This is a genomic window from Roseivirga seohaensis (genome assembly GCF_001592945.1).
In the GTDB taxonomy this organism is placed as follows: Bacteria; Bacteroidota; Bacteroidia; order Cytophagales; family Cyclobacteriaceae; genus Roseivirga; species Roseivirga seohaensis.
On the sequence record NZ_LRPB01000049.1, the window covers coordinates 1 to 21,371 of the forward strand.

Here is a 21,371-nt window from a genome sequence, read left to right on the forward strand (position 1 = left end):
CTTCGACAAGGCCATCGCCCGAATGAAAGAAATCAGAAACAACACCCGATTCAAAAACAGCTGGGTGCATATTGTGAGGTTGAGTAGGTAAGAAGGGAGCCTAACAACACAGAAAAGGGACTACAGCATTTTTGCCGTAGTCCCTTTTTATTTGATCATTCACAATGAGCACTAAAGGGTATAAAAAACCCTGATCAGTTTAGATCAGGGTTTCTCTAGAAAATCGTAATGGCAGATTAATATTGCTGTGAGTCATTTTCTCAATAGTACTTTCTCGGTGTTCTTATTCAGCCTTACCTTTTTTAGCTTTTACAGCTTCAGCCAATTGATAAACTGCCATAGCGTAAAGTGGGCTATGATTGTAGCGCGTAATTACATAAAAGTTATTCATGCCAAACCAGTGCTCTTCTCCTTGTTCGTTTTCAAGAATAATCATGGTGGCAGGGCTGTTGGCATTTAACTTTTCGGCTGGCTGAAAACCAATAGCGGTATAGTCGCTTACTTTGTTTTTAGGCTTAAGTACCTGTTTATTTAAGTTAGTGATTTTGCGAGTCATAGTGGCCTTTGAAGTTATAGGTTCACCTTTCTCCCAACGATGGACTTTCAAGTAATTGGCTACCGAAGTAATGGCGTCTTCTGGCGAATTGATTAAATCTCTAGTGCCGTTATCTTCAAAACTTTTGGCATAAGCACGGTAACTAGTAGGCATAAATTGGCTGTATCCCATCGCCCCCGCATAAGAGCCTTTTGTGGTTTCAATGTCGAGTTTCTCTTCCTTAGCCAATATTAAGTAAGCTTCGAGTTCCGAAGTGAAAAATTTGGAGCGTTTAGGGTAACCGAAAGAGAGAGTATAAAGCGCATCAAGCACTTTGTAGCTTCCTTTAATTCTTCCGAAGTAAGTTTCTACTCCTATAATTCCTAGGATGATATGTTCTGGAACACCAGTGTCGGCACTCACTTTTGCCAAAGTTTCACTGTTTTCTTTCCAAAACTCAACTCCCGCATTAATGCGTTCGTCAGTAATGAATATTTTGCGATAGCGCCCCCAAGTCATTGTACCTTCGGCAGGCTTCGATATTTTCTCAATAATATCGGCTTGATAAGTGGCTTTATTTAGAATGGCGTTAACTTCTTCAATCGGTACATTATTCTTTTCAGAAAACGACTTAGCAAAGTTCGCAACAGCAGAATCATCTATTTGTGCGAAAGCGCCAAACGAGATGAATAAAAGAGCAGTGAAAGCAAATGATTTGATCATGTTCGAATTTAGGCTTTTTCGAACTTCATTTACAAATTTAGAGCCAGAGAAAGATTTGAAGCAAGGCTTTACTTACCTGATCCTAATACTGACTCAAGGTCTGCCAATAAACCGATGGTCAAATTGCTATCAGAAAAATTGTTAACATCCACTTGTCCGTCTTTATATTTAAATAGCGTTTTGAATGGTGACTTTGGAATGTCTACACCAAGTGCAATACTGTAATTTATCTTTAGCTTTTGGTTGGGATTAATGGCTTCGCTGAAGTCATAATACGTGTTTGATTCTATAATGATAGAATAGTTATCGAACACGGGAATGTTATAGTAGAGATTGGCAAATACTTGACCCGATAGTTCATTGCTAGATTCTGCTCCAATCCTCATATTGTCAAACTCCTTGTAAACTTTTCCTCCTATATTCAGGACAGGTTTTAACCTAAGCCTATTACTACCATAGGTAAAATCGACCAAATTGCTGATAAGTTTTTCATAAGAGAAGTTGAACGCCATTCTCCCGCTAGTGAATGTTTGATTGCCCTCTACCCCAAACCTAGCCATCATTTGAGCCTCACTGGCTCCCGAAATATCAAAGTTTAAAGGGTAGATGTATAAATAATTTAATGAGTCTTTGGCATTGGTGCTTACCCTTCCTTTAGCATAAAAGACTAACGGTTTTTCATTACCAGCCTTACCTTTTGAGAGGTGATAAGACTGATGAAAACTGAAGTCTGCATTAAGCTCCATTTTATTGATATCACTTTCGCTTTTAGGGGTGAAACTCCAATTGAATGAATTATTTGCATAAGCATATTCACCACCAAAAGCACCAAAATAGGTTTCCATTAGGTCATCGGTAATCAAAATTTTTCCTAATGATTGGGACTCCAAACTGGTTTTAGGAATGACTAGAGAGCCCGAATTAAGGGTTAGAGAAATGTCAGAATTAGAGCTTAAATAAACATTGCTGCCTAAATTTTGGAGCAGCACTAAGTCAGATTTGCTCACCTTGGTTAATTCTACCTGTATGGCATTATTTTGAAAGCGAGTTTTTACTTGGGCATCGGGGCTGTTCAATAAAACTGGCTTGCCATTGGAGTAAAAGTTGATGGAGTTTTTGATTGAATCATAAACAACCAATGAACGGATTTGATTAATAGGCGAACCGTTTCCTAAGTTCGAAATCACAATATTTACAGAAGGAGTTAAAGGAGTATTAACTACCGTAGTAAACGAATATTGGGCTTGTAGACTAAACCCAAAACTTAGCAGGAGAATAATAAAGAGCTTTTTCATGATTAACGGGGACCTGTGCTATAGTTGTTTGTGGTGTAGTCAATACAATCTTTTATGGTTGCCCAACCCGAAAAAATAGAAGGGTTCAAGATAATGTCATACATGTATTGAGGGTAAGGAGTGCCTCCATCGGTTACAGGTATCCCATTTAAGGTAGATTTTATTTTGTTAAGAAATACGGATTGGTGTGTAGGCTGGAAGTTGGCGAAGCTAAAATCCTCAATATCTCCAGTGAAATCGGCAACTGATAATAACGCAGGCTGCACCACCTGGCTTTTAATAATATCCCTTGTTAATGACATGCTTGGTTGAGTTTGTGTGTCACTAATTTATAAATAAAACTTTAAGTTTTATTCGTTCGGGGAATAATTTAAACTTAAATGCTACTGAATGGGCCGCCAGTTTTTTTAGTTGGTAACTTCAGCTCCTCCAAAAATTGCTGTGCCTCGAATTAAAAGTTCTTTATTCCCATCGGCTTGCGGATCTATCAGTTTTCTTTTATCCGACATTCCGCCAAAAATACCAGTAACACTTACCTGTACATTCCAATCTTGAGGTACACGGATTTTCGAACCACCAAACATATAGAATACATCTATTTCATTACGGCCATCGGCCAGTTTGGCTTGGGTTAGGTCTATTGTCGACCCTCCAAAAATTGCGGTTAGAGAACCTCCTTTAAAACTAGAGCTATTAATTACCTTATCTCCACCACCAAAAATTGCTGTGTCGTTTATTTTATTGGCGTCTAAGTTTCCAGTATTTGGGTCGTACCTATCGTCTTTCGTTTCCTTATTTCGGTTTACAATGGCGATGCCAGCAACTACAAATACCAAAGGCCATAAATCAAATATGCTGATATCAAGATTAAACCACTCATCAAGGTTTAACAAAACACCAATCCCCATAAGTATTCCGCCTGTTTTTGCATTCTCTTTGTTAAGGATTAGAATAGCGCCAACAATTATCAAGATGTTTTCCCATTGAAAAATATATCGCCTATAGTGCCACGAAATAATGTCGAGGTTATCTAATAGAAATACTGTACCGATCAGTATAAAGATCAGTCCTACAATGGCATTTCTGTTCAGGTTGTTCATAAAAGCGATTTTTCAGAGTTTAAATGTAGAAAGGTTCCTACCTATTTACAATTCGATTAAATGTAAATGGTTTAGGCCTCTGTTTGAATTGAATCAAAACTTATCTACTTTTGCCATCCCTAATTTAAAAACCATGCGCACGTGGTGAAATTGGTAGACACGCCACCTTGAGGGGGTGGTGCATTAAGTTGTGTGGAAGTTCGAATCTTCTCGTGCGCACTCAAAGCCCTGATTTTATCGGGGCTTTTTGCTTTTAAATCGTCAAGTCTTTTTGTCTTTTTTAATTAGATAAGTACTTCCTGAATGTATTGTATTATCATAGCATTACATTATTAAATCCAAGAGGAATTTCTATGGATTTAGGTGTGAATAGTTACTATTTACTAGAGAGAGCGTTGAATATAAATTTTAGTAGTGAAAAAAATAATTTGATTTCACAGTTCAAAAAATGCAATTGGTAGTTAAAAATACCCATTACACATTCTAAAGGCCTTTTTCAACGAAAACGTAAGTGCTTTTATTGTAGGAAATTAAATAGAGTTTTCTATCTTTGACCATTACCTAACACCAAACGTGCTAACTCAATTGTGATCAACTGCTCTCTCAGGCTGTGGAGATTTTTCTCCGTTACTGTGATTGGCGTGCTGTTTCTGATAATTTGCACTCATGCAAAAGCTCAAAATAACAGCGTAGTCGCCAATGGATTCACGCTGACCTTTGTCAATGGTACTACCATTGGGTCGGTTGATGAAGTTGCCACTAACGTTCTTCGCGTAAAAAATGGCACTTCCCGAAGAGTAACATTTAGCTTAGATATTTCATCGCCCGCAGGTTGGTCTACCCTTTCTAGCCGCGATAAGAACTACACCGTTGCCGCCAACGATTCTATTTTTATTCCAGTCCGAATTATTCCACAAAAAAACGCTGAAGGAAACGTAAATTACTTTGTAAATGCCTCGGCTGTTTCAAATCAAAATATATTGCTGGCAAGCACGCCTTGGAATTTAGAAATCAAGAAATTCTCGCAATGGAGGGCCAATGTAGTAGATAAAGTGGCATATTTTCCTTCAACAGCCGACAGCACAAGTTTCAGGATTAATTTTACAAACACGGGTAACTCCAATGAGGATGTGTATGTGTTTTTTTCGCCTCCAGTAAAAGTGAATATTACCGACAGCCAAGGTAATCCAATAGCAGAGAATGCTTTTTCGATGAATCTACCAGTTGGGGTAGATACTACTTTGAGGTTTATTGCAAAACTTACTAGTGGAAAAGAAAAGGAAGATTTTTTTTCGGCAAAGCCAATGATGGAGCAAGAAACTGACGAAGGAACTTACCGAGTACAAATTCAAGTGAAAGATAACTCTGGCGGAAGTGCCAGTTCTGGTGGTAGAGTAGAGTTATTAAGATTGGGCAATGAAATAAAAGCTGAAAGCGAAGAGGGTAATTCAAGTATCCCGATTACCATGGAGTTTAATTCATATAATATTCTTTCACAATTCACAAACTTCAGTCTCGATCTTTATGGTGATACTGATTTAGCTTTAAACAAAAACCTCAGATACTACTACCAAACAATCATTTCGAACAGTGCTTACACTGGCACTCAGTTTTTAGGTTCATATCGCTTTGTTCAATACACTACTCCCAAATATCAGGTGGCGGCAGGTGATATTGGAGATAACATGGAGATTCTACTGAATGGAACAGGGATTAAAGGCAATTATAGGTATGATAAATTTAAAGTTGGTGGAATTTATGTTAGACGTCAGCAAAACGGAAACCTTGAAAATTACCTCACAAATATTGGCGCTAGAGTAGGGTATAATGGAGGAAAGGGAATTCAGCTAGAAGCGCAGGCGGTCAGTCGAAAAGATGAGTTTAATGATATTGATGGAAGTTTGGCAACCGTGGAAGGAAGTTACAGAATAAGCCAAAGCCAGAGATTAAGTGTAAATGCTGGTTTTAGCCAAGAAAAGCATACCCAAAGCACCAATCCTTTTGTAACCACAGGCTATGGTTTTGGGGCTAGATATACGGTAACCTATAAGGGTATTAGTTTGGCATCTCAGGCCAGATTGAATAGCCCTAACTTTTTATCACAATACAGAGGAACCACCTCACTTAATGTAAATTTAAGATACCCATTTAAAGACGGTCAGTTTTTCAGTTTAAAAACAGATTTGAACTCCAGAAATGCCGAAATATATAGCAAAGGCTTTCTTTTCCCTAAAAATGAATTTAAAAGAAACGTATACGAATTTCAATATGGTTGGAGTACCGAAAGCGGTAATTTCGTACTGTTCCCGCGAATTCATGACGATGAAGTTTTAGGCATTAAAACCTTTACTACAGGCGGGGGTGTTCTTTTCTCAAGTAACATGCAATCAAAATTTAGAATCTACTCTCGGTTCTATACTGGTTTTACCAAAGCAAAGGATTATGATGTAGACCCTTATTTAGTTGCCCGTTGGGAAAATACACTTAGGTATAAAAACCTTAATGTAACCGCCAGATATTATTATGGGCCATATAATGTTTTAGATAACCTTAGGGTGGTAGAAGATGGTATCAACCCTCAGTCTGCCTATATTTCGGCTTTTGCCAATCTCAATTTCCGAAAGGCACGCCTTTCAGTTCGGCCTACTTTCAATGTTGGCTACGAATCAGTTCTAGCACGCGTTCGCAGCAATTTCAGCCCTATGCTGACCTACTACTCTAAAAACGATTTTCAGTTTACCTTAACAGGCGAACTTTTCAGAATTAATCAAGGAGAAAGCCCGCTACCAAGTGTAAATGCTTTAGGCGATGGCGTTTTCAATACTTACACCCAAAGCAATTTTTTATTACGTTTTGGAATCAAAAAAACATTCAATGTTAAGAGGCCAGGTAGCAAGAGCCATGACTTGGAGGTTGTAGTGTTCAAAGATTTGAACGGAAACAACAGAAGAGATGTAGGGGAAGATTTTGTTAATGATGCCTTAATCACTGTCAACGATATGGCATTAATGACAAATGACCAAGGGGTGGTGATTTTTAAAAACCTAACCCAAGGGGAGTACAAAATAAAATCGGATGTCTTATCAAATGTGGAAGGTTGGTTTAAAGGAGATGGCCAAACCGTATTATTAGACAACGACCGTACTATTTTTATTCCTTTAAAACGTGGGGTACAAGTAAAGGGAAATATCATTCTTCAACAAGCTCAGTATTCGGCCCTTGGAACTGATGGAATGAACCTTTCAGGCATTCGAGTAAATATGACAGATAATCTAGGAAACAGTTATTCTGCTTTAAGCGGGCAAGGAGGAGAGTTTAATTTGTACGTTCCTTTTGGCTTGTATACCATTAAGGTGAATGAACAAGCCGTTGATGAACAGTTTCAGTTTGCTCAAAGTAGCTATACCCTAAACGTGAACAACGTGAATGTAAATTATCAGGTGACTTTTTACTTGATAGAAAAATCTAGAAGGATAAATATTAAGAAATTCGACAATAAAGAAGACAATAAATAAATTGAAGAGCTCATGAAAATTGAACGTAAATCAAAAAACAGCAAACTGATTATTAAGTTGGCAATGGCCTGCTTGCTTATGTTTGTGGTTTTTGAAGGCTATGGTCAAAAAATATCTACTTCACCTACAAGACTTAATTTTAAAGTTTCACCAGGCGGAAGTGGCCGAGGAAGAATTACGGTATCCAATAATTCAGAAGAAACACAAACCTTCCAAGTGGATTTTGGTGACTTTGATGCTACAAGAGCGGGTAAAAGTCAGTTTTTGCAGAAAGGAGAACTGCCTCGTTCATGTGCAGAATGGCTAAGCGCTGACCCTGCTTTTTTCGAATTGGCACCAGGCGAACAGCAAGAAGTAATGCTGGCTTTGGATGTACCTCAAGATTCAACCGCATTAATGGCGCGCTGGGCCGTTGCCTACATTCGTATAGCCAATGAGCGTCAAGCGCAACAAAAGGATAGTGATGGCTTGATTGTTAATTTAAATCAGTCGTATAGGTTTGGAGTGTACGTATTTCAAACTCCACCAAGTGTAACTTTTTCAAAAGGCGAAGTCATCGATTTTACCCATAAAGGAGAAGAGCTGGTATTGCGACTTAAAAATACCGGAGAAACTTTTCTAAAATGTAATTCCTATGCTGAAGTGACCAATCTTGGAAATGGTGAAACAAGACGTTTGGAATCTAAAAACTTTACCGTTTTGCCAGCGAGCAATCGAGATGTACACTTTCAAATACCAAAAGATTTTCCGCCAGGCCGATATTCGGTACTTGGGGTACTAGATTATGGTAACCGAGACGAAGTGGCTGCTGCCGAAATTGAAATTACCATACCCGAAAAGGGTAATTAATTCTTTCATGGAAAAAATATTCACAGATAAAATCTGCCTTTCAACCTTTCAGAGGGGTATTTCTTTTAAAAAAGAAGAAAAATTTCTTGTGAATAGTTTTAGATATGAAAATAAGTCCATATATTCACCTGTCAAAACTTTTAACCTAAACATTAAATACTCATGAAAAAAGTTGCTCAACTGAGAGTGCTGGCTATTGCCGCATTACTCGCTGTTACATCCGCTTTTCAAGCGAATGCTCAAGTTCTACCAGACGATAATGAATTCGTTTATGTAGCTATGGATCTTCAAGGTGTTCTTGATTTAACATTGGCTACAGACCCTAACGTAGAATTCACTTTCAACACAATTCCTAGTTATGTTAATGGTATTATTAAGCCAAACGTTACTGAACTTAGAGTAGAATCTACTGTTCCTTGGGATTTGTATGTACAAGCAGAAACTACTAACTGGGCTCAGTTACAAGCTTTCTCTAGTGCGGGTACTTCTACTGTTCCTTCTACTTTGTTAGAAGTAAGAGTAATTGATGGTGCTGGTACTTCTGCCCTTACAAACTTTACTTCTCTTACCGATACTAGGTTAGATATTGTAGGAACTGTAGGTGCTGGTGACGGTATTGCTGCGGGTACTTACTTAACAACCCCAGATTCACACTTTTTCAGAGTAGACTACAGAATTGTACCTACTTTGACTGCTCAGTATCAAGCTGGTTTTTATGGCTTGAACGTGATTTACACACTTGCAGAAGATTTATAAGAAAGAAATTACTTTTTACTAAGACGTAGTAAAAGTTAGTTCGATTTATGTTGATTGGTAAAAAGAGGTAGCATATTGCTACCTCTTTTAATTTTATATACTTTTATACATGGTTAGAGGCTGGTGCTTCATATTTTTACTTTCACTTATCTCCTCTTTTGCTCGATCTCAAAGCCTTGATATCAACATTACAAGAGGAACAGACCTCAATTTTACTTTTAACACCATTCGGCAATACAACAATGGAATTATTCTAGCCGGAGCAACCGAAATCACAGTAGAATCTAGCGCTCAGTGGGATTTATATGTTGGTGCACAAACCAATGTTCCAGGCAGATGGGATTTACTCGACTCTTATTCTAGCGCAGGTACTTCAAATGTTCCTGTTTCAATACTTGAGTTAAGGGCTTCTAGCCCAGGAGGAACCTCTCAACAGAGTGCTTTCTTTCAGTTACAAGACAACTCATCACCTATTTTTCTAATTGGTTCGGCAGCCGATGACCCGTTGACAGCTAGCGGCATAGGTGCAAATGCTCCGGGCGACCCAAGCAGCAATGCTTTTACACACAGGTTTAGAATTGATTATAAACTAACACCTACTATGGGGTATAGTGCTGGTGTTTATTCTATGACAGTAGTGTTTACGCTTGCCGAAGACCTTTAATTCTCTTTTTCTGCTTTTAATTTAGCTCTATATTCGTGCGTAAAATTGTACGTCATATGAGTATTAATGTATCCCTTCTGAAGAAAGTTTGCGAAGAGGCTGGAGCGCCTGGTTTTGAAAAGAGAATTCGCGATTTGGTAATTAAAGAAGTTTCCCCTTTGGTAGATGAGTTGTCGGTAGATAATATGGGCAATGTAATAGCCATTAAAAGAGGAGTGAACAATCCTGAAGGGAAAAAGGCCATGGTAGCGGCTCATATGGACGAAATTGGTTTTATAGTAACCCATATTGATGATAATGGCTTTGTGCGTTTTCATACTTTAGGTGGTTTCGATCCTAAAACTCTGACCGCTCAGAGAGTAATTATTCATGGTAAGGAAGATGTAATTGGCGTAATGGGCAGTAAGCCTATTCACGTAATGTCGGCTGAAGAGCGTACTAAGTTGGCCAAACTTTCAGACTATTTTATCGATTTAGGCAGGCCTAAAGAGGAAGTAGAGAAGCTTATATCAATTGGCGACCCGATTACTAGAGAAAGGGAATTGATTGAAATGGGCGATTGCGTTAACTGTAAATCTATAGATAATCGTGTTTCTGTTTTCATTTTAATAGAGGCTTTGAGAAACCTGAAAAACCAGCCTTATGATGTTTATGGAGTATTTACTGTACAGGAAGAGGTGGGCTTAAGAGGGGCAAACGTTTCTGCTCATACTATTAACCCCGATTTTGGTTTTGGTTTAGATACCACAATTGCTTTCGATTTACCGGGAGCGCAACCACACGAAAAAGTGACTGAATTAGGAAAGGGTACAGCCATTAAAATTATGGATGCTTCAACCATTTGCGATTACCGTATGGTGGAATTTATGAAGCAAACTGCCAATTCTGAGAAAATTAAATGGCAGCCAGAAATACTTACAGCTGGCGGAACGGACACGGCCGGAGTTCAGCGTATGGGCAAGAATGGGGCAATTTCTGGAGCAGTTTCTATCCCTACTCGCCATTTACATCAGGTAATTGAAATGGCGCATAAAGATGATATTCAGGGATCAATTGATCTTTTGATCGCTTGCCTAATGAAGTTGGATACTTATGATTGGAGTCATTAATTAAACTCTTTTCGAGACTTTATTTTATAAGCCTTTCGGTTGGTCGAAAGGCTTAATATTTGACCCTTTCAGAATCTGTTTAGAACTGATTAGCCCCTTGTAAGTTTATAGCCCACATAAGCGCAAACCATTCCAACCACAACACTGGCGGCTATATACAATAGAGCTTGTAGTGGTTTGTTTTCAAGTAGGAGCGTATTGCCTTCATAGGCAAAAGTAGAAAAGGTGGTAAATCCACCACAAAAGCCAGCAATAAGCAAAAGGTTGATTTGAGGAGAAAGGAGCTTTTCTTGCGTAGCCCAGCCCATCAATAGACCGATAAGGAGGCAGCCTGCAATATTTACTACAAAAGTACCATAGGGGAATAGGTTAGGGTATTTTGAATGAATGGTATTCTGAATTACATACCGTAAGGCACTCCCTACTGCGCCACCTAGAGCTACAATGAGTGCGTTTTTAATCATTCTTTTACCTCTTTTTTGGGCGCCTTCTTTTTAATGTATTTGTATACTTTATCGTAATCGCTGTTTTCTTGATTCGATATTTTTACGTAGCCTTTGTTTATAAAAACCAACTTAAGCTGCTTGTATTCGGTTTTATTGGTGTGAATAATAGTTTCTTGCCACGCCCCTAATTCAGATATTTCTTGTACTGATTTAAAGAACCTGAAAGGGTAGTAAACATGAATTTGGTCATAGCCAATTTTCAATACTTTATAATTGAAAATAAGCTTATACAGCATAATGGAACAAACCACCAATAAAAAGCCTAGTAAAATATACCTCCATGTACCCGATGGCTCTGCCAAAACTTGACGCATAAAGTAGAGTGCACCTATAACGGAAATTAGAGTGAAAACCGTTAGGGAAAAGATAGTCTTACGTTTGGGCTTAGAAATAATCATGTGTTACGAATTAATCAAATCTTCTCTGAATTCGCTAATGTGTAATTGAATGTCGGGGAAAAATAGCCTGAATTCTTCTTCGAACATCGAATAATTTCGTGTTAAATCCTGAATTGATTCATCCATTTTCGAATCGAATTTGGTTCTTCTAGACAAACCTAAAAGCGCACGGTGAATTCCTTTTATTTCGGCATATGCCAAGAGCCAATTGTTTGAAACCATATAAGGTAACATGTGTTGAGCACGAGAAGGCATTTGGTTTTGAAAGGCCAATAGTTGCTTAAAGTGATTTTCAGAAAAAGTTTTCAAATCATCGGAATGAAACTCATTAAAGTTTTTGGCCAAAAAATGGTCGTAGAACATATCAACGATTACTCCCGAATAATGTCTGTATTTTTCTGAAAGTCTTTTTTTACTCTCACTTACCACTTCGTGTGAATCGGTAAAACGGTCAATTTCGCGATGCAGCAGCACACCTTTGGCAATATCAGGCTCATAGTCTTGATATTGATTTCCCTTCACAAAATCGCCCAAGAAATTACCAATGGCAATTTTTGAGTGTGACCCTGAGAGATATAAATGTGCTAAATAATTGATGACCTTTTTTATTAGGCCAGTAAGGTAACCACTGAATACTTGAATTACAATTAGCCTTTGGTGAAGATGTTTTTAATGTTCAGATAATCGATAAAATAAACCATTCTAATGGTAATTGAATCCACATTTGGCGCCCCAAAAGTGTTGTTGAAGTTATCGAAGAAACGCAGTTGAGTGTCATAGTCGTTTGTACCTATGCTTCTTTTCCAAATGGCTTTAATTTCAGAACCAGGGGCAAATTGCCAATTGTATTCCATGTCTATATTAAAGGCATTGTAGTTTCTGTTATCAACCCTTTCTCCTGAATCGACACCAGTGTAGTTTGTGGCTATGAGTTCGTCATTTTCAGTAAGTTCATAAAACTCTTTATAGTCTACACGGCTCCAGTAGTGCCTCACTCTAAGCGTAAGCCCCATTCTGTTGGTGAAAATGTAACTTCCGTTTAATGTATTGGTGAAATTTCTTACTTCTCTTCTACCAAAAATCACTGACTCTAAATCACCCGTTCCGCTGTCGTATAATCTTCGTGCATAGCCTCTTTCATTATTTTGTCTACTGATTTCCAGATTATGACTGATTTCCGATCGCTCTCCAATCCTAATTCTAGCAGAAAGATTTGAGGAAATGTCCGTCTGGTCCCAATCAGGACGTCTTCCGTACCTTAAATTACCAGATACCCTTACCTGCTTACGACTATCAGTGTTTATGTTTATTCTTCCGCTATGGTAACTTGGCTTTTTAAACACATAGCCTGCAACTCTGGATTCAAAAAAGTCATTGCTAGTTCCAGGGCTTTGGTTGAATTCAGCACTTAAGCTCCAAAAGTTTTTAAGCTGCCCACTAGCGTTTATACTGTATCTCCAAGACGAGAATTCTTGTGGTTCATACAGTTGTTCGTGGTTTGCATTGAGTCTGATTCTGTAGTTGTTAAATGCTCCTACTGGGCTAAACTGGTTAAATGAGAAGTTTGCTCCATGCTCTATTTGGTTCGATTGGCGCAAAAAGCCTAAATCGTTGATATCGTAAGTGTCTGATTCTACATTTCTGTTTATACCGTATTGAAATTGCCCTCTATTCTTACTAATTCCAATATTGTATTTTATTCCACTTTTGGTGTCTTTGATGTCATCTGCGTAAGAAGCTATGTTACTGTAGCCAAAAAAACCAGAAGCACGCCAATTTCTATTGGCATCATTGAGTCTAAAGTTGAAAGCCGTTACGTTGGCATCATCTCCCTTCTTTGCTCTTGTAACATTCGTATTCGTAAGTGTTACACTAGAGTTATTCTTTAGATTTTGATCTAGAACAATTACGTTGAAATTGGTGAGTGGGTCTGCTTCTACTTGGGTTTTTTCACCAGTATCAATATTCTCTACTTCTAGATAGGTGGGTTTTGTAATGGCATTAAAGAACCCAATCCCCAAGCCTTTATTAGTTCGGCCTGTAATTTTACTCGCATTAATAAGCTGCGCGGCATCGGGTGAATAAATAACCGATTCGTTGTTGTTAAGTGCTCTACTTCTGTGGCCAAAGGTGCCTCCAATTCTTCTGGAATAAAATAGGCCCGCTTTATTAAAAAGCTCAACTCCTTCGGTAAAAAATGCTCTGTTTTCGTCAAACTTAACTTCAAACGGGCTGAGGTTAAGTACTTGTCTGTCAGATCTTACTCCGCTAAAATCAGGAATAAGGGTCATGTCCAAAGTAAAGGCATCATTAATTCCGTACTTTATGTCCATACCTCCGTTTAGCCTTGGGTTGCTTGCACCAACTCCAGTAGCCCTGTTAACAACGGTTGATACATATGGATATAAAAACAATCGGGTTGGGGGCTTTATGTTTTTAATGTTTTTGACCACACCAGCTTGGTTTAAATAACCTGAAATCTCAGGGTCTATCGGGCTCCAATAGGAGCTTTCATTTAAAGAAGTGTTTTGGCGCATAAAGTTGATACCCCAGTTCTGCACATCTTGAGAACTGAATCTCAATACCGCATAAGGTATTTTCATTTCAACAGTCCAGTACTCATCGCTGATTTTTACAGACGAGAGCCAAACAGCATTCCATCCTGAGTCGTTTCTCCAAATACTTTCATTACCACCGTTTGAATATCGGGTGTCATACTGAACACCAGCAACAGTTACGAAAATCCCTACACCGTTAAGTCCAGCATTATAAGGGTCAAAGCTCACCCCAAAATAATCTGAATTACCAATGTTGTCACGGTTGGTAAGCAGGTTAAAAACATCTTCTTTTTTATCATAAAGCTGTGCAACGATATAGATCGCTTCATCATCATAAAGCATTCTTACTTCCGTCTTTTTGCTGGATGGCATTCCCGGATTCGGGCTGTTTTGAATAAAGTCTGTAACTAACGGAGCCTGACACCACACATCTTCATCCATTACACCATCAATAGTGATTTTTTCATTGGTCCTTACCGCTTCAAACGATTTGCGCTCTTGTTGAGCATTTACACTAATGGACCAAACTAATGCTAGAAGTAAGGTTGTTAACTTATTGAAATTCAATGCTTTTTTGTTTGTATGTAATAACACACAAAGGTGGGTATAGTTGGCAGACTTATAAATTCAAATTATTTACGCACCTCATTTTTTGGTGTGAATGGTTTTGGTACACTAATTCCTGAGTTTAATTATATATGATTATTGTATTCAAAAATGTGAATATCAGAAAGGATAGTTTTCAAAACTGAAACTATAAGAGCCTGTATGTGCGGACAAAGAAGAATAGAAGAGGCCAATTTTTATTGCAATGAAATTCTGAATATTCAGTCCTTTCATTTTCTTAATGTACTTTTATGCCATGGATGTTTACGGAAAGGCACTCAACGATTTTCATGCTGGAAAAGAGGATCAATCACTTATACTTAATACTTCTTATGGTGAGGCCGAAGAAATGCCTGTATGGTATTTTTTTAGAAGCTATGAAGAGATGCCTGAAATGGAGCAAATGGCACTTTCCATTGCCGATGGCGACATCCTAGATGTAGGTGCAGGAACAGGATGCCACGCCTTAGTATTGCAACAAATGGGTAAGAATGTTACCGCTATCGATACTTCAAGCCATGCCGTTGATTTAATGAAAAAGGATGGCTTAAAAAATGCCATTCAAGCGGATTACTTCAAATTCAACCAGAAGAAATACGATACCATAATTCTACTGATGAATGGAATTGGTATGGTGGGTAAACTCAACCAATTGAAAACGTTTTTAGATCATGCCAAAACCTTATTAAAACCTGAAGGACAGTTGATTTTTGACACTTCAGACATTAAGTATTTGTATGAGGGACAAGATTTACCAACAGACAAATATTATGGCGAAGTAAGCTTTCAATACGAATACCAAGGCGAAAAAGGGGAGTGGTTTGATTGGGTATATATTGATGAAGATACCCTTGCCGACATTGCCGAAGAGTGCGGTTGGTTTTTATACTACCTCCATAAAGACGAAAACGATCAGTATTTGGTCAGAATGATTCCTAAAGAGTATAAATAATTCTTTTCTAGTCTTTTTTTATAGATGCAGGAAAGAATAAAACGCTTTTTCCAGCATTCTTTTTTTGAATAAAGAACCACCGATTTTGCCCGAACCAAAGACTAATTCTTAAATTCGTTTATGCAACACATTTTGCAATCCTACCTCAGGCGATTGACAAACCTTTCAGCGAACAACCGCTCGCTGGTGTTGCTCAAGCTTTTGTCCGATCAGTTTATCGATCTCCACGATTTCGATCATATGGACCTAAAGCCTTCTTTTCGAATTATAGAAGATATTATTGCCCAGAAAGCCACCATTCCGCTTATTCCAAATTCAGACGCTAGAGATGCGCGTTCCAATCAATTGGCTACTAGGTTGAGAAAAGTGAAAAGGAGGGAGCGGTTCCTCTTTGATGAAACTGGGGGTAAAGACCTTTATGTTGGTTGGCCGTTTGTGCAGGGCAAATTTAACGATGGCTCCATCGTTCGAGCCCCACTTATTTTCTTTCCAGTGAATCTGGAAATGAAAGATAATGAGTGGAGCTTAAAGCCAAGAACAGATGTGAACATAACCCTGAACAAAAGCTTTTTGATGGCTTATGCCCATTTTAATAATGTAAGCCTTGATGAAGATTTGCTCGAAAGGTCTTTTGATGATTTCGAAAAGGGAAGTACCGTGTTCAGAACGAGCCTGTATGATTTGCTGGAAGAAAGCAAAATCAGTATTCGATTCGGAAGCGAAATTTATGCCGATAAACTGAACCCTTTTGCTGAATTCTCAAAAGCTGGATTTGAAAAGGAAAACGATCTTGGTAAGCTCAACTTGGTTTCAGAAGCGGTATTAGGCATTTTTCCTCAAGCCGATTCTTACCTTATGCCAGATTACGAACATATGCTGGCCAATTTAAAAGTGGATTCGCTGGAAGAGTTCTTCGCCCAGAAAAACTATTCAGAACAAAATGACTTTGGAGCCGACTTTGATCCATACCGGTACTTTCTGGATAAGGTAAAAGAAGAGGAAACTTTCACTCCTTTCAGAAAAGATGTTTTTCAGGAAAATGCCATTAAGGCGGTTAAAAAAGGAAATTCTATTGTAGTGCAAGGGCCTCCTGGTACCGGAAAATCACAATTGATCTGTAACCTGATGGCCGACTACATGGCCAGGGGAAAGAAAGTGCTTTTGGTAAGCCAAAAACGAGCGGCTTTAGATGTGGTATATGAACGCCTTAAAACGAAAGACATCACTGACTTTGTTGGCTTGGTGCATGATTTCAAGAATGATCGGAAAGAGATTTATTCGAAAATTTCGAACCAGATTTCTCGACTGAATGAATATAAAAGGAACAATACCAACTTAGACGCCATTCAACTCGATCGTGCTTTCAAACAAGCCAGCCGAACCATAGATGATGTAACCGATACGCTCGAAGATTATAAGAAGGCACTGTTTGATGATTCTGAAAGTGGCCTTTCTGTAAAGGAATTGTACCTCACCTCCGACCCTGAAATGGAGTCAATTCCTTTGGTGCAAGAGTACCATCAAATTGACTTCCGTGGCAATCAATTTGAAAAGGAAATGACTCGCTATTTTGAGTATGCACAGAAATTAAATGTGGAGGGGCATCCTTGGTCTGAAAGGGTTGACTTCTCTTCTTTTAAGGTTCAAGACCTAAAGAAAATACTGGAATACCTAGATGAGATTCCTGTAGAAACCAGTCGTTTGGCAGCTGAAGTGTCGGCCATAGTGGAGGAAAAGGTAGATTATGATACCTGCCGAAGAATGGCTGAAAATTTAGGCAAGCTCAAAGACTTTAATGAGTACCTGAAAAACGAAAAGATTTATGCCCTGCTAAAACCCATGATTGGTGTTCCGAATAAGGAGAGCGACTTGCTTTGGTTGGCCAACAATAGGGTTTTGATCAATAAATGTTTTGAAGGCGAAGGGGTAGAGAAGAGTTTAGAAACTAAAGCACTTGGAGAAGTTCAGACTTTATTGAAGAAAAGAGCAAATGCTCGAAAATCGATTATTAGGTTTATCAAATGGAGTTTTTCTAAAGAGAAAATCCGATTGGCGAGAATTCTTGTGGCCAATGGGCTTTCCAACACCAAGGAAGATTTCAAAATTCTAGATCAGAGAATTGATAACCGTTTGAATTTGCAGCATCAGATCACAAAGATTAAATCGGTTGTTTGGATCGAAGCAGTACCCAATTCTTTTCAACAGGAAGATTTAAATACATGGATTGATCAGCTAGAAATGGCACTAAGGGCCAAGTTGATTTTTGCTTCCTTTACTAATTTCAAAGAGTACTTTCCAGTCAAAAAGCTCTCTGCTAAAGAATTAAAGTCAAGAATAAAGGCCATTCGCACCACCCTAAAGGATTTACCCAAAAAGAGGGAAGCTTGGAATAAATATATACTTCCGGTACAGGTAGACCAGTTACTCCTTTCTTCAGATTTTCTTTCTCAACTAAAACGAACACTCAAGCGCGATTTCGATTCTATCTGCGAGATGGATCAAATCAAAAGCTCATTAACAGAGGCTCGGCTTTCTGGGCTTAAAAGGTTGGAAGAATTGGGCGCAAGAACCACTGCAGAATATATAGCCATTTTCGATAATAGCTTGCGCTTGGCTTGGATCGATCATATTGAAAGTAAACATCCGATTTTGAGGTCGGTATCTACTTTAAAATTTGAGCAGATGATTAGCGATCTTCAGGATGCCGAGGCGCAGAAACTGGAAACGAGCACTCAAATTTTGCTTCAAAAAGCCAGGGAAAAAACCTACGAGCCTGCGGAGTACAATCGCCTGAACAATATGATCACCTATCGGGATCTTGAGCATCAGGTAAATAAAAAGCGACAGATTTGGCCTTTGAGAAAATTGATCAATCATTTTTCTGAGGATATTTTTTCTTTGATGCCTTGTTGGATGGCCTCACCAGAATCCGTTTCGGCCATTTTTCCTATGGAAAGCTTCTTCGATTTGGTCATTTTTGACGAAGCCAGTCAGTGCTTTTCAGAAAAGGGCTTACCCGCCATTTATAGAGGGAAACAATTGGTCATCGCTGGCGATAATCAACAACTGAGGCCGAATGACCTGTATCGGGTAAAGTGGGAAGAAGAATCGGAAGAGATGGCGCTGGAAGTGGAATCGCTTTTAGAATTGGCGAGTAAGTTCTTAATGCAAGTGCAGCTTCAAGGCCATTATAGAAGTCAGTCATTGGCTTTGATTGATTTTTCGAACCAACATTTCTATAAAGGCAAGCTTCAGGTGCTTCCTCATTTTAATCAAATCAATGATTCAAAACCCACCATAGACTTTATTAAAGTAGATGGGCTTTGGGAAAAACAGGCCAATGAACTCGAAGCTGAAAAAGTAATTGAATTGCTCCTTCAACTCAAGAAGAGTGACACATCTAAATCGGTAGGGGTGGTTACTTTCAATGTGAGCCAGCAGCATTTAATTCAAGATAAAATTGAAGAGCACGGACTCAATGATTGGGAAGGGATTTTCGTAAAGAACATCGAGAACGTTCAAGGGGATGAACGTGACATTATCATTTTCTCCACGGCTTACGGGCGTGACGTGAAAGGCAAAATCAATCTGCAATTTGGCAGCCTTAATATGGCTGGCGGAGAGAATCGGTTGAATGTGGCCATTACAAGAGCGAAGGAAAAGGTAATGATTGTGACCTCGCTGCAGCCAGAAGAAATGAAGGTAAGTCAGTTAAAGAATGAAGGGCCAAAGCTACTCAAGGCTTATTTGGAATACGCCAAAAAGGTATCCGAAGGCGAATATGAACCCACTGTCAATGTTTCAAAAGCCTTTGGCCAAGATTGGTATTTGAAAAACAAACTGAAGGATTGGGAGAAAGACTTCTCCATAAAATTCACTGAAGAACTTCCTTTTGCCGACCTTTCTTTAAAGTGGAGGGGAAAATACAAAGGAGTGTTAATGACGGATGACAATGTGTTTTATGAAAGCGCTACGGTTAAGGACAGTTTTGTTTATAAGCCATTTCTATTAGAGTCGAAAGAATGGAAATACAGGTTTGTGCATAGCCGAAATTTTTGGCAGAACCCCCAAGTCGTAAAAGAGAATATCGGTCGTTTGGTGGAGGCGGTTCAAGAATCAAACTAATTCGCAGCTTCCTCCACCCGAACCCCGACAGATGGAATTTCCTGCAAATCAGCTTCGCGCATATATTGGGCTACTCTGATTTTATAGGTTCCTGTTTTGGGAAAGGTGTAGGCAGGAAGAATTTCTACTTCATGTTGAAAAATGCTGTTGCCTTTGCCGGATGGCTTTCCTGTAATGGGGTCAAACAATTGAATATTGATCAATTCTGATTTGATTTCTGTGCCTTGTTCGTTCAGCAAGTAATAAGTGAGATAGAGATTTTGAGATTTAAAATCAATTGAATTACGAACGTTCAACAGTATTCTTTTGGGTTGGCTGTCGTCAATTTTAAACTCGAATTCAGGTATGATATCCATATTCCAGACGGCAGCCTCAAAATCATACACCTCTTCATAGATTTTGTGCCGATCGCAGGCGCTTAGTGTAACTACCAAAACTAACAGGCAAAGCCATTGTACTCGTCTCATTTTTCTGGCCTGTTATTTTTGTTCTTATTTCGGTTTCTGTTCTTGTTACTCCTATTTCTGTTTTTGGAGTTAAGGTTTCTCTTTTTACCTCCTTGATTATTTGCTCCCTTGTCTTTTTGTTTGAACTTTTTGTCCATTTTTTCAAGGTCGCGGTTAATGCCCACATCGCTCAAATCTTTAATCTCAAGTTCGTCTAAGGTCAAGGTTTCAGGAATCACCCCTTTTTCATTCATTTCTTTTATCTCAGCCACTCTATGGGCATCAATAGGGTGCCAAGTGTTTTCGCCATCGTAGCCAAACCACATGATTTTTCTGAAAATATCGGTTTTTTGAAGCTTGGCATCTCCTACCTTGGTTTTTAGCTTGGTCACTTCTGGAATATCTTCCAAAGCCTCCATATAAGTTTCAAGCTCGTAATTTAGGCAACACTTAAGTCGGCCACACTGCCCAGAAAGTTTACCTGGGTTTAAGCTTAGGTTTTGGTAGCGAGCAGCACTGGTGCTCACACTTTTAAACTCGTTCAACCAAGTAGAGCAGCACAATTCTCTTCCACAAGAGCCTATTCCGCCCAAACGACCAGCTTCTTGTCTGAGGCTGATTTGTTTCATTTCGACACGGATTTTGAACTCACTGGCCAAAACTTTGATCAGTTCTCTAAAGTCAACGCGATCTTCTGCTGAATAGTAAAAAGTAGCTTTGGTATTGTCTGCCTGAAACTCAACATCGGTGAGTTTCATATTCAGTTTTTGGTCTTGAATGATCTGGCGTGTACGGAACATGGTAGGCATGTCGCGCTTTCTTACGCTGTCATATTTTTCAAGATCTTTGAGCGTAGCTTTTCGATAAATCTTTTTGATTTCATCGTTGTTGGCTACTTTTTTCTTTTGCATTTGGAGCCTTACCAGTTCGCCTTGCATTGAAACATAGCCTAAGTGGTGGCCACTTGGTACATCTACAATAACGGCATCGCCAGTAACAAAATCTATGTTATCTGTATTACGGAAGAATTCTTTTCTGCCGTTTTTGAATCTAACTTCTACAATATCGAAAGTGTCTACAGCGGGCATGTCCATATTAGACAGCCAGTCGAAGACATTCATTTTGTTACAACCCCCGGTTGAACAGCCTCCGTTATTGTTGCAGCCAGAGACTTCCCCTTCGGTACTTACTCCACAACTACAGCTCATATATTATATTTAAGACCTTTCGGCCG

General features: G+C 38.8%; 17 protein-coding genes and 1 tRNA gene. 8 read left to right on the forward strand and 10 right to left on the reverse strand.

Annotated elements, in window-relative coordinates; genetic code table 11:
* Positions 1-283: 283 nt before the first annotated feature.
* The 4 genes from mltB to AWW67_RS16870 all read right to left on the reverse strand — a co-directional run bounded on the left by mltB (position 284) and on the right by AWW67_RS16870 (position 3,653).
* A complete protein-coding gene (gene mltB, locus AWW67_RS16855; protein ID WP_053225112.1) occupies positions 284-1,258 on the reverse strand; it encodes a lytic murein transglycosylase B in 975 nt (324 codons plus the stop codon).
* Between the two features lie 68 nt (positions 1,259-1,326).
* Complete coding sequence (locus AWW67_RS16860; RefSeq protein WP_062303198.1) at positions 1,327-2,553, reverse strand: hypothetical protein; 1,227 nt, start codon at positions 2,551-2,553, stop codon at positions 1,327-1,329.
* 2 nt (positions 2,554-2,555) lie between these two features.
* On the reverse strand, positions 2,556-2,855 hold the full coding sequence (locus tag AWW67_RS16865; protein WP_062303200.1) for a hypothetical protein: 300 nt from the start codon (positions 2,853-2,855) through the stop codon (positions 2,556-2,558).
* Between the two features lie 105 nt (positions 2,856-2,960).
* Positions 2,961-3,653 (reverse strand): LiaF transmembrane domain-containing protein, encoded by a 693-nt coding sequence (locus tag AWW67_RS16870; RefSeq protein ID WP_062303202.1) that lies wholly within the window; start codon positions 3,651-3,653, stop codon positions 2,961-2,963.
* Positions 3,654-3,788: 135 nt separating this feature from the next.
* Between AWW67_RS16870 and AWW67_RS16875 the strand changes: the two genes are divergently transcribed.
* From AWW67_RS16875 to AWW67_RS16900, 6 genes are all read left to right on the forward strand, one after another.
* Positions 3,789-3,872: transfer RNA gene (locus tag AWW67_RS16875), tRNA-Leu, on the forward strand.
* 422 nt (positions 3,873-4,294) lie between these two features.
* Positions 4,295-7,168 carry a COG1470 family protein gene (locus AWW67_RS16880; RefSeq protein WP_141655490.1) on the forward strand — a complete coding sequence of 958 codons (2,874 nt, stop codon included), beginning with the start codon at positions 4,295-4,297 and terminating at the stop codon, positions 7,166-7,168.
* Positions 7,169-7,180: 12 nt separating this feature from the next.
* Complete coding sequence (locus tag AWW67_RS16885; RefSeq protein ID WP_062303206.1) at positions 7,181-8,017, forward strand: fimbrial biogenesis chaperone; 837 nt, start codon at positions 7,181-7,183, stop codon at positions 8,015-8,017.
* Between the two features lie 162 nt (positions 8,018-8,179).
* On the forward strand, positions 8,180-8,773 hold the full coding sequence (locus tag AWW67_RS16890) for a hypothetical protein (protein WP_053225118.1): 594 nt from the start codon (positions 8,180-8,182) through the stop codon (positions 8,771-8,773).
* A gap of 109 nt (positions 8,774-8,882) precedes the next feature.
* Positions 8,883-9,437 carry a hypothetical protein gene (locus AWW67_RS16895; RefSeq protein WP_053225119.1) on the forward strand — a complete coding sequence of 185 codons (555 nt, stop codon included), beginning with the start codon at positions 8,883-8,885 and terminating at the stop codon, positions 9,435-9,437.
* A gap of 56 nt (positions 9,438-9,493) precedes the next feature.
* Positions 9,494-10,546, forward strand: coding sequence for a M42 family metallopeptidase (locus tag AWW67_RS16900; protein ID WP_062303208.1), 1,053 nt, complete (start codon positions 9,494-9,496; stop codon positions 10,544-10,546).
* 89 nt (positions 10,547-10,635) lie between these two features.
* On the opposite strand, the gene crcB is transcribed toward AWW67_RS16900, so the two are convergent.
* Genes crcB through AWW67_RS16920 form a run of 4 tightly spaced genes read right to left on the reverse strand, consistent with a single transcriptional unit; the run spans position 10,636 to position 14,575 of the window.
* Entirely contained in the window at positions 10,636-11,010 is a 375-nt protein-coding gene (gene crcB / locus AWW67_RS16905) for a fluoride efflux transporter CrcB (RefSeq protein WP_062303210.1), read from the reverse strand.
* On the reverse strand, positions 11,007-11,450 hold the full coding sequence (locus AWW67_RS16910; protein ID WP_062303211.1) for a hypothetical protein: 444 nt from the start codon (positions 11,448-11,450) through the stop codon (positions 11,007-11,009). Before AWW67_RS16910 ends, crcB begins: the two co-directional genes overlap by 4 nt.
* Positions 11,451-11,453: 3 nt before the next feature.
* Positions 11,454-12,098 carry an acyl carrier protein phosphodiesterase gene (locus AWW67_RS16915; RefSeq protein ID WP_421979033.1) on the reverse strand — a complete coding sequence of 215 codons (645 nt, stop codon included), beginning with the start codon at positions 12,096-12,098 and terminating at the stop codon, positions 11,454-11,456.
* On the reverse strand, positions 12,098-14,575 hold the full coding sequence (locus AWW67_RS16920; RefSeq protein ID WP_141655491.1) for a DUF5916 domain-containing protein: 2,478 nt from the start codon (positions 14,573-14,575) through the stop codon (positions 12,098-12,100). Before AWW67_RS16920 ends, AWW67_RS16915 begins: the two co-directional genes overlap by 1 nt.
* A gap of 295 nt (positions 14,576-14,870) precedes the next feature.
* On the opposite strand from AWW67_RS16920, the gene AWW67_RS16925 reads away from it, so the two are divergent.
* Both AWW67_RS16925 and AWW67_RS16930 read left to right on the forward strand, forming a co-directional pair.
* Positions 14,871-15,566 (forward strand): class I SAM-dependent methyltransferase, encoded by a 696-nt coding sequence (locus AWW67_RS16925; protein ID WP_062303667.1) that lies wholly within the window; start codon positions 14,871-14,873, stop codon positions 15,564-15,566.
* Between the two features lie 120 nt (positions 15,567-15,686).
* Positions 15,687-19,691, forward strand: coding sequence for an AAA domain-containing protein (locus tag AWW67_RS16930; RefSeq protein ID WP_062303215.1), 4,005 nt, complete (start codon positions 15,687-15,689; stop codon positions 19,689-19,691).
* Here AWW67_RS16930 and AWW67_RS16935 read toward each other — a convergent pair.
* Positions 19,688-20,158: a gliding motility lipoprotein GldH gene (locus tag AWW67_RS16935; RefSeq protein ID WP_071387170.1), complete on the reverse strand. Its 471-nt coding sequence runs from the start codon at positions 20,156-20,158 to the stop codon at positions 19,688-19,690. The two genes, AWW67_RS16930 and AWW67_RS16935, sit on opposite strands and share 4 nt — an antisense overlap.
* Positions 20,155-21,345 carry a PSP1 domain-containing protein gene (locus AWW67_RS16940; protein ID WP_082794084.1) on the reverse strand — a complete coding sequence of 397 codons (1,191 nt, stop codon included), beginning with the start codon at positions 21,343-21,345 and terminating at the stop codon, positions 20,155-20,157. Before AWW67_RS16940 ends, AWW67_RS16935 begins: the two co-directional genes overlap by 4 nt.
* Positions 21,346-21,371 lie beyond the last annotated feature (26 nt).

Excerpts from the sequence above, each read along its gene's own strand:
- AWW67_RS16925 (WP_062303667.1), top strand. The coding sequence starts at position 14,871 with ATGGATGTTTACGGAAAGGCACTCAACGATTTTCATGCTGGAAAAGAG.
- AWW67_RS16860 (WP_062303198.1), bottom strand. The coding sequence starts at position 2,553 with ATGAAAAAGCTCTTTATTATTCTCCTGCTAAGTTTTGGGTTTAGTCTA.
- AWW67_RS16890 (WP_053225118.1), top strand. The coding sequence starts at position 8,180 with ATGAAAAAAGTTGCTCAACTGAGAGTGCTGGCTATTGCCGCATTACTC.
- AWW67_RS16895 (WP_053225119.1), top strand. The coding sequence starts at position 8,883 with ATGGTTAGAGGCTGGTGCTTCATATTTTTACTTTCACTTATCTCCTCT.
- AWW67_RS16935 (WP_071387170.1), bottom strand. The coding sequence starts at position 20,158 with ATGAGACGAGTACAATGGCTTTGCCTGTTAGTTTTGGTAGTTACACTA.
- AWW67_RS16930 (WP_062303215.1), top strand. The coding sequence starts at position 15,687 with ATGCAACACATTTTGCAATCCTACCTCAGGCGATTGACAAACCTTTCA.
- AWW67_RS16870 (WP_062303202.1), bottom strand. The coding sequence starts at position 3,653 with ATGAACAACCTGAACAGAAATGCCATTGTAGGACTGATCTTTATACTG.
- crcB (WP_062303210.1), bottom strand. The coding sequence starts at position 11,010 with ATGATTAAAAACGCACTCATTGTAGCTCTAGGTGGCGCAGTAGGGAGT.
- mltB (WP_053225112.1), bottom strand. The coding sequence starts at position 1,258 with ATGATCAAATCATTTGCTTTCACTGCTCTTTTATTCATCTCGTTTGGC.
- AWW67_RS16865 (WP_062303200.1), bottom strand. The coding sequence starts at position 2,855 with ATGTCATTAACAAGGGATATTATTAAAAGCCAGGTGGTGCAGCCTGCG.
- AWW67_RS16940 (WP_082794084.1), bottom strand. The coding sequence starts at position 21,345 with ATGAGCTGTAGTTGTGGAGTAAGTACCGAAGGGGAAGTCTCTGGCTGC.
- AWW67_RS16885 (WP_062303206.1), top strand. The coding sequence starts at position 7,181 with ATGAAAATTGAACGTAAATCAAAAAACAGCAAACTGATTATTAAGTTG.
- AWW67_RS16900 (WP_062303208.1), top strand. The coding sequence starts at position 9,494 with ATGAGTATTAATGTATCCCTTCTGAAGAAAGTTTGCGAAGAGGCTGGA.
- AWW67_RS16910 (WP_062303211.1), bottom strand. The coding sequence starts at position 11,450 with ATGATTATTTCTAAGCCCAAACGTAAGACTATCTTTTCCCTAACGGTT.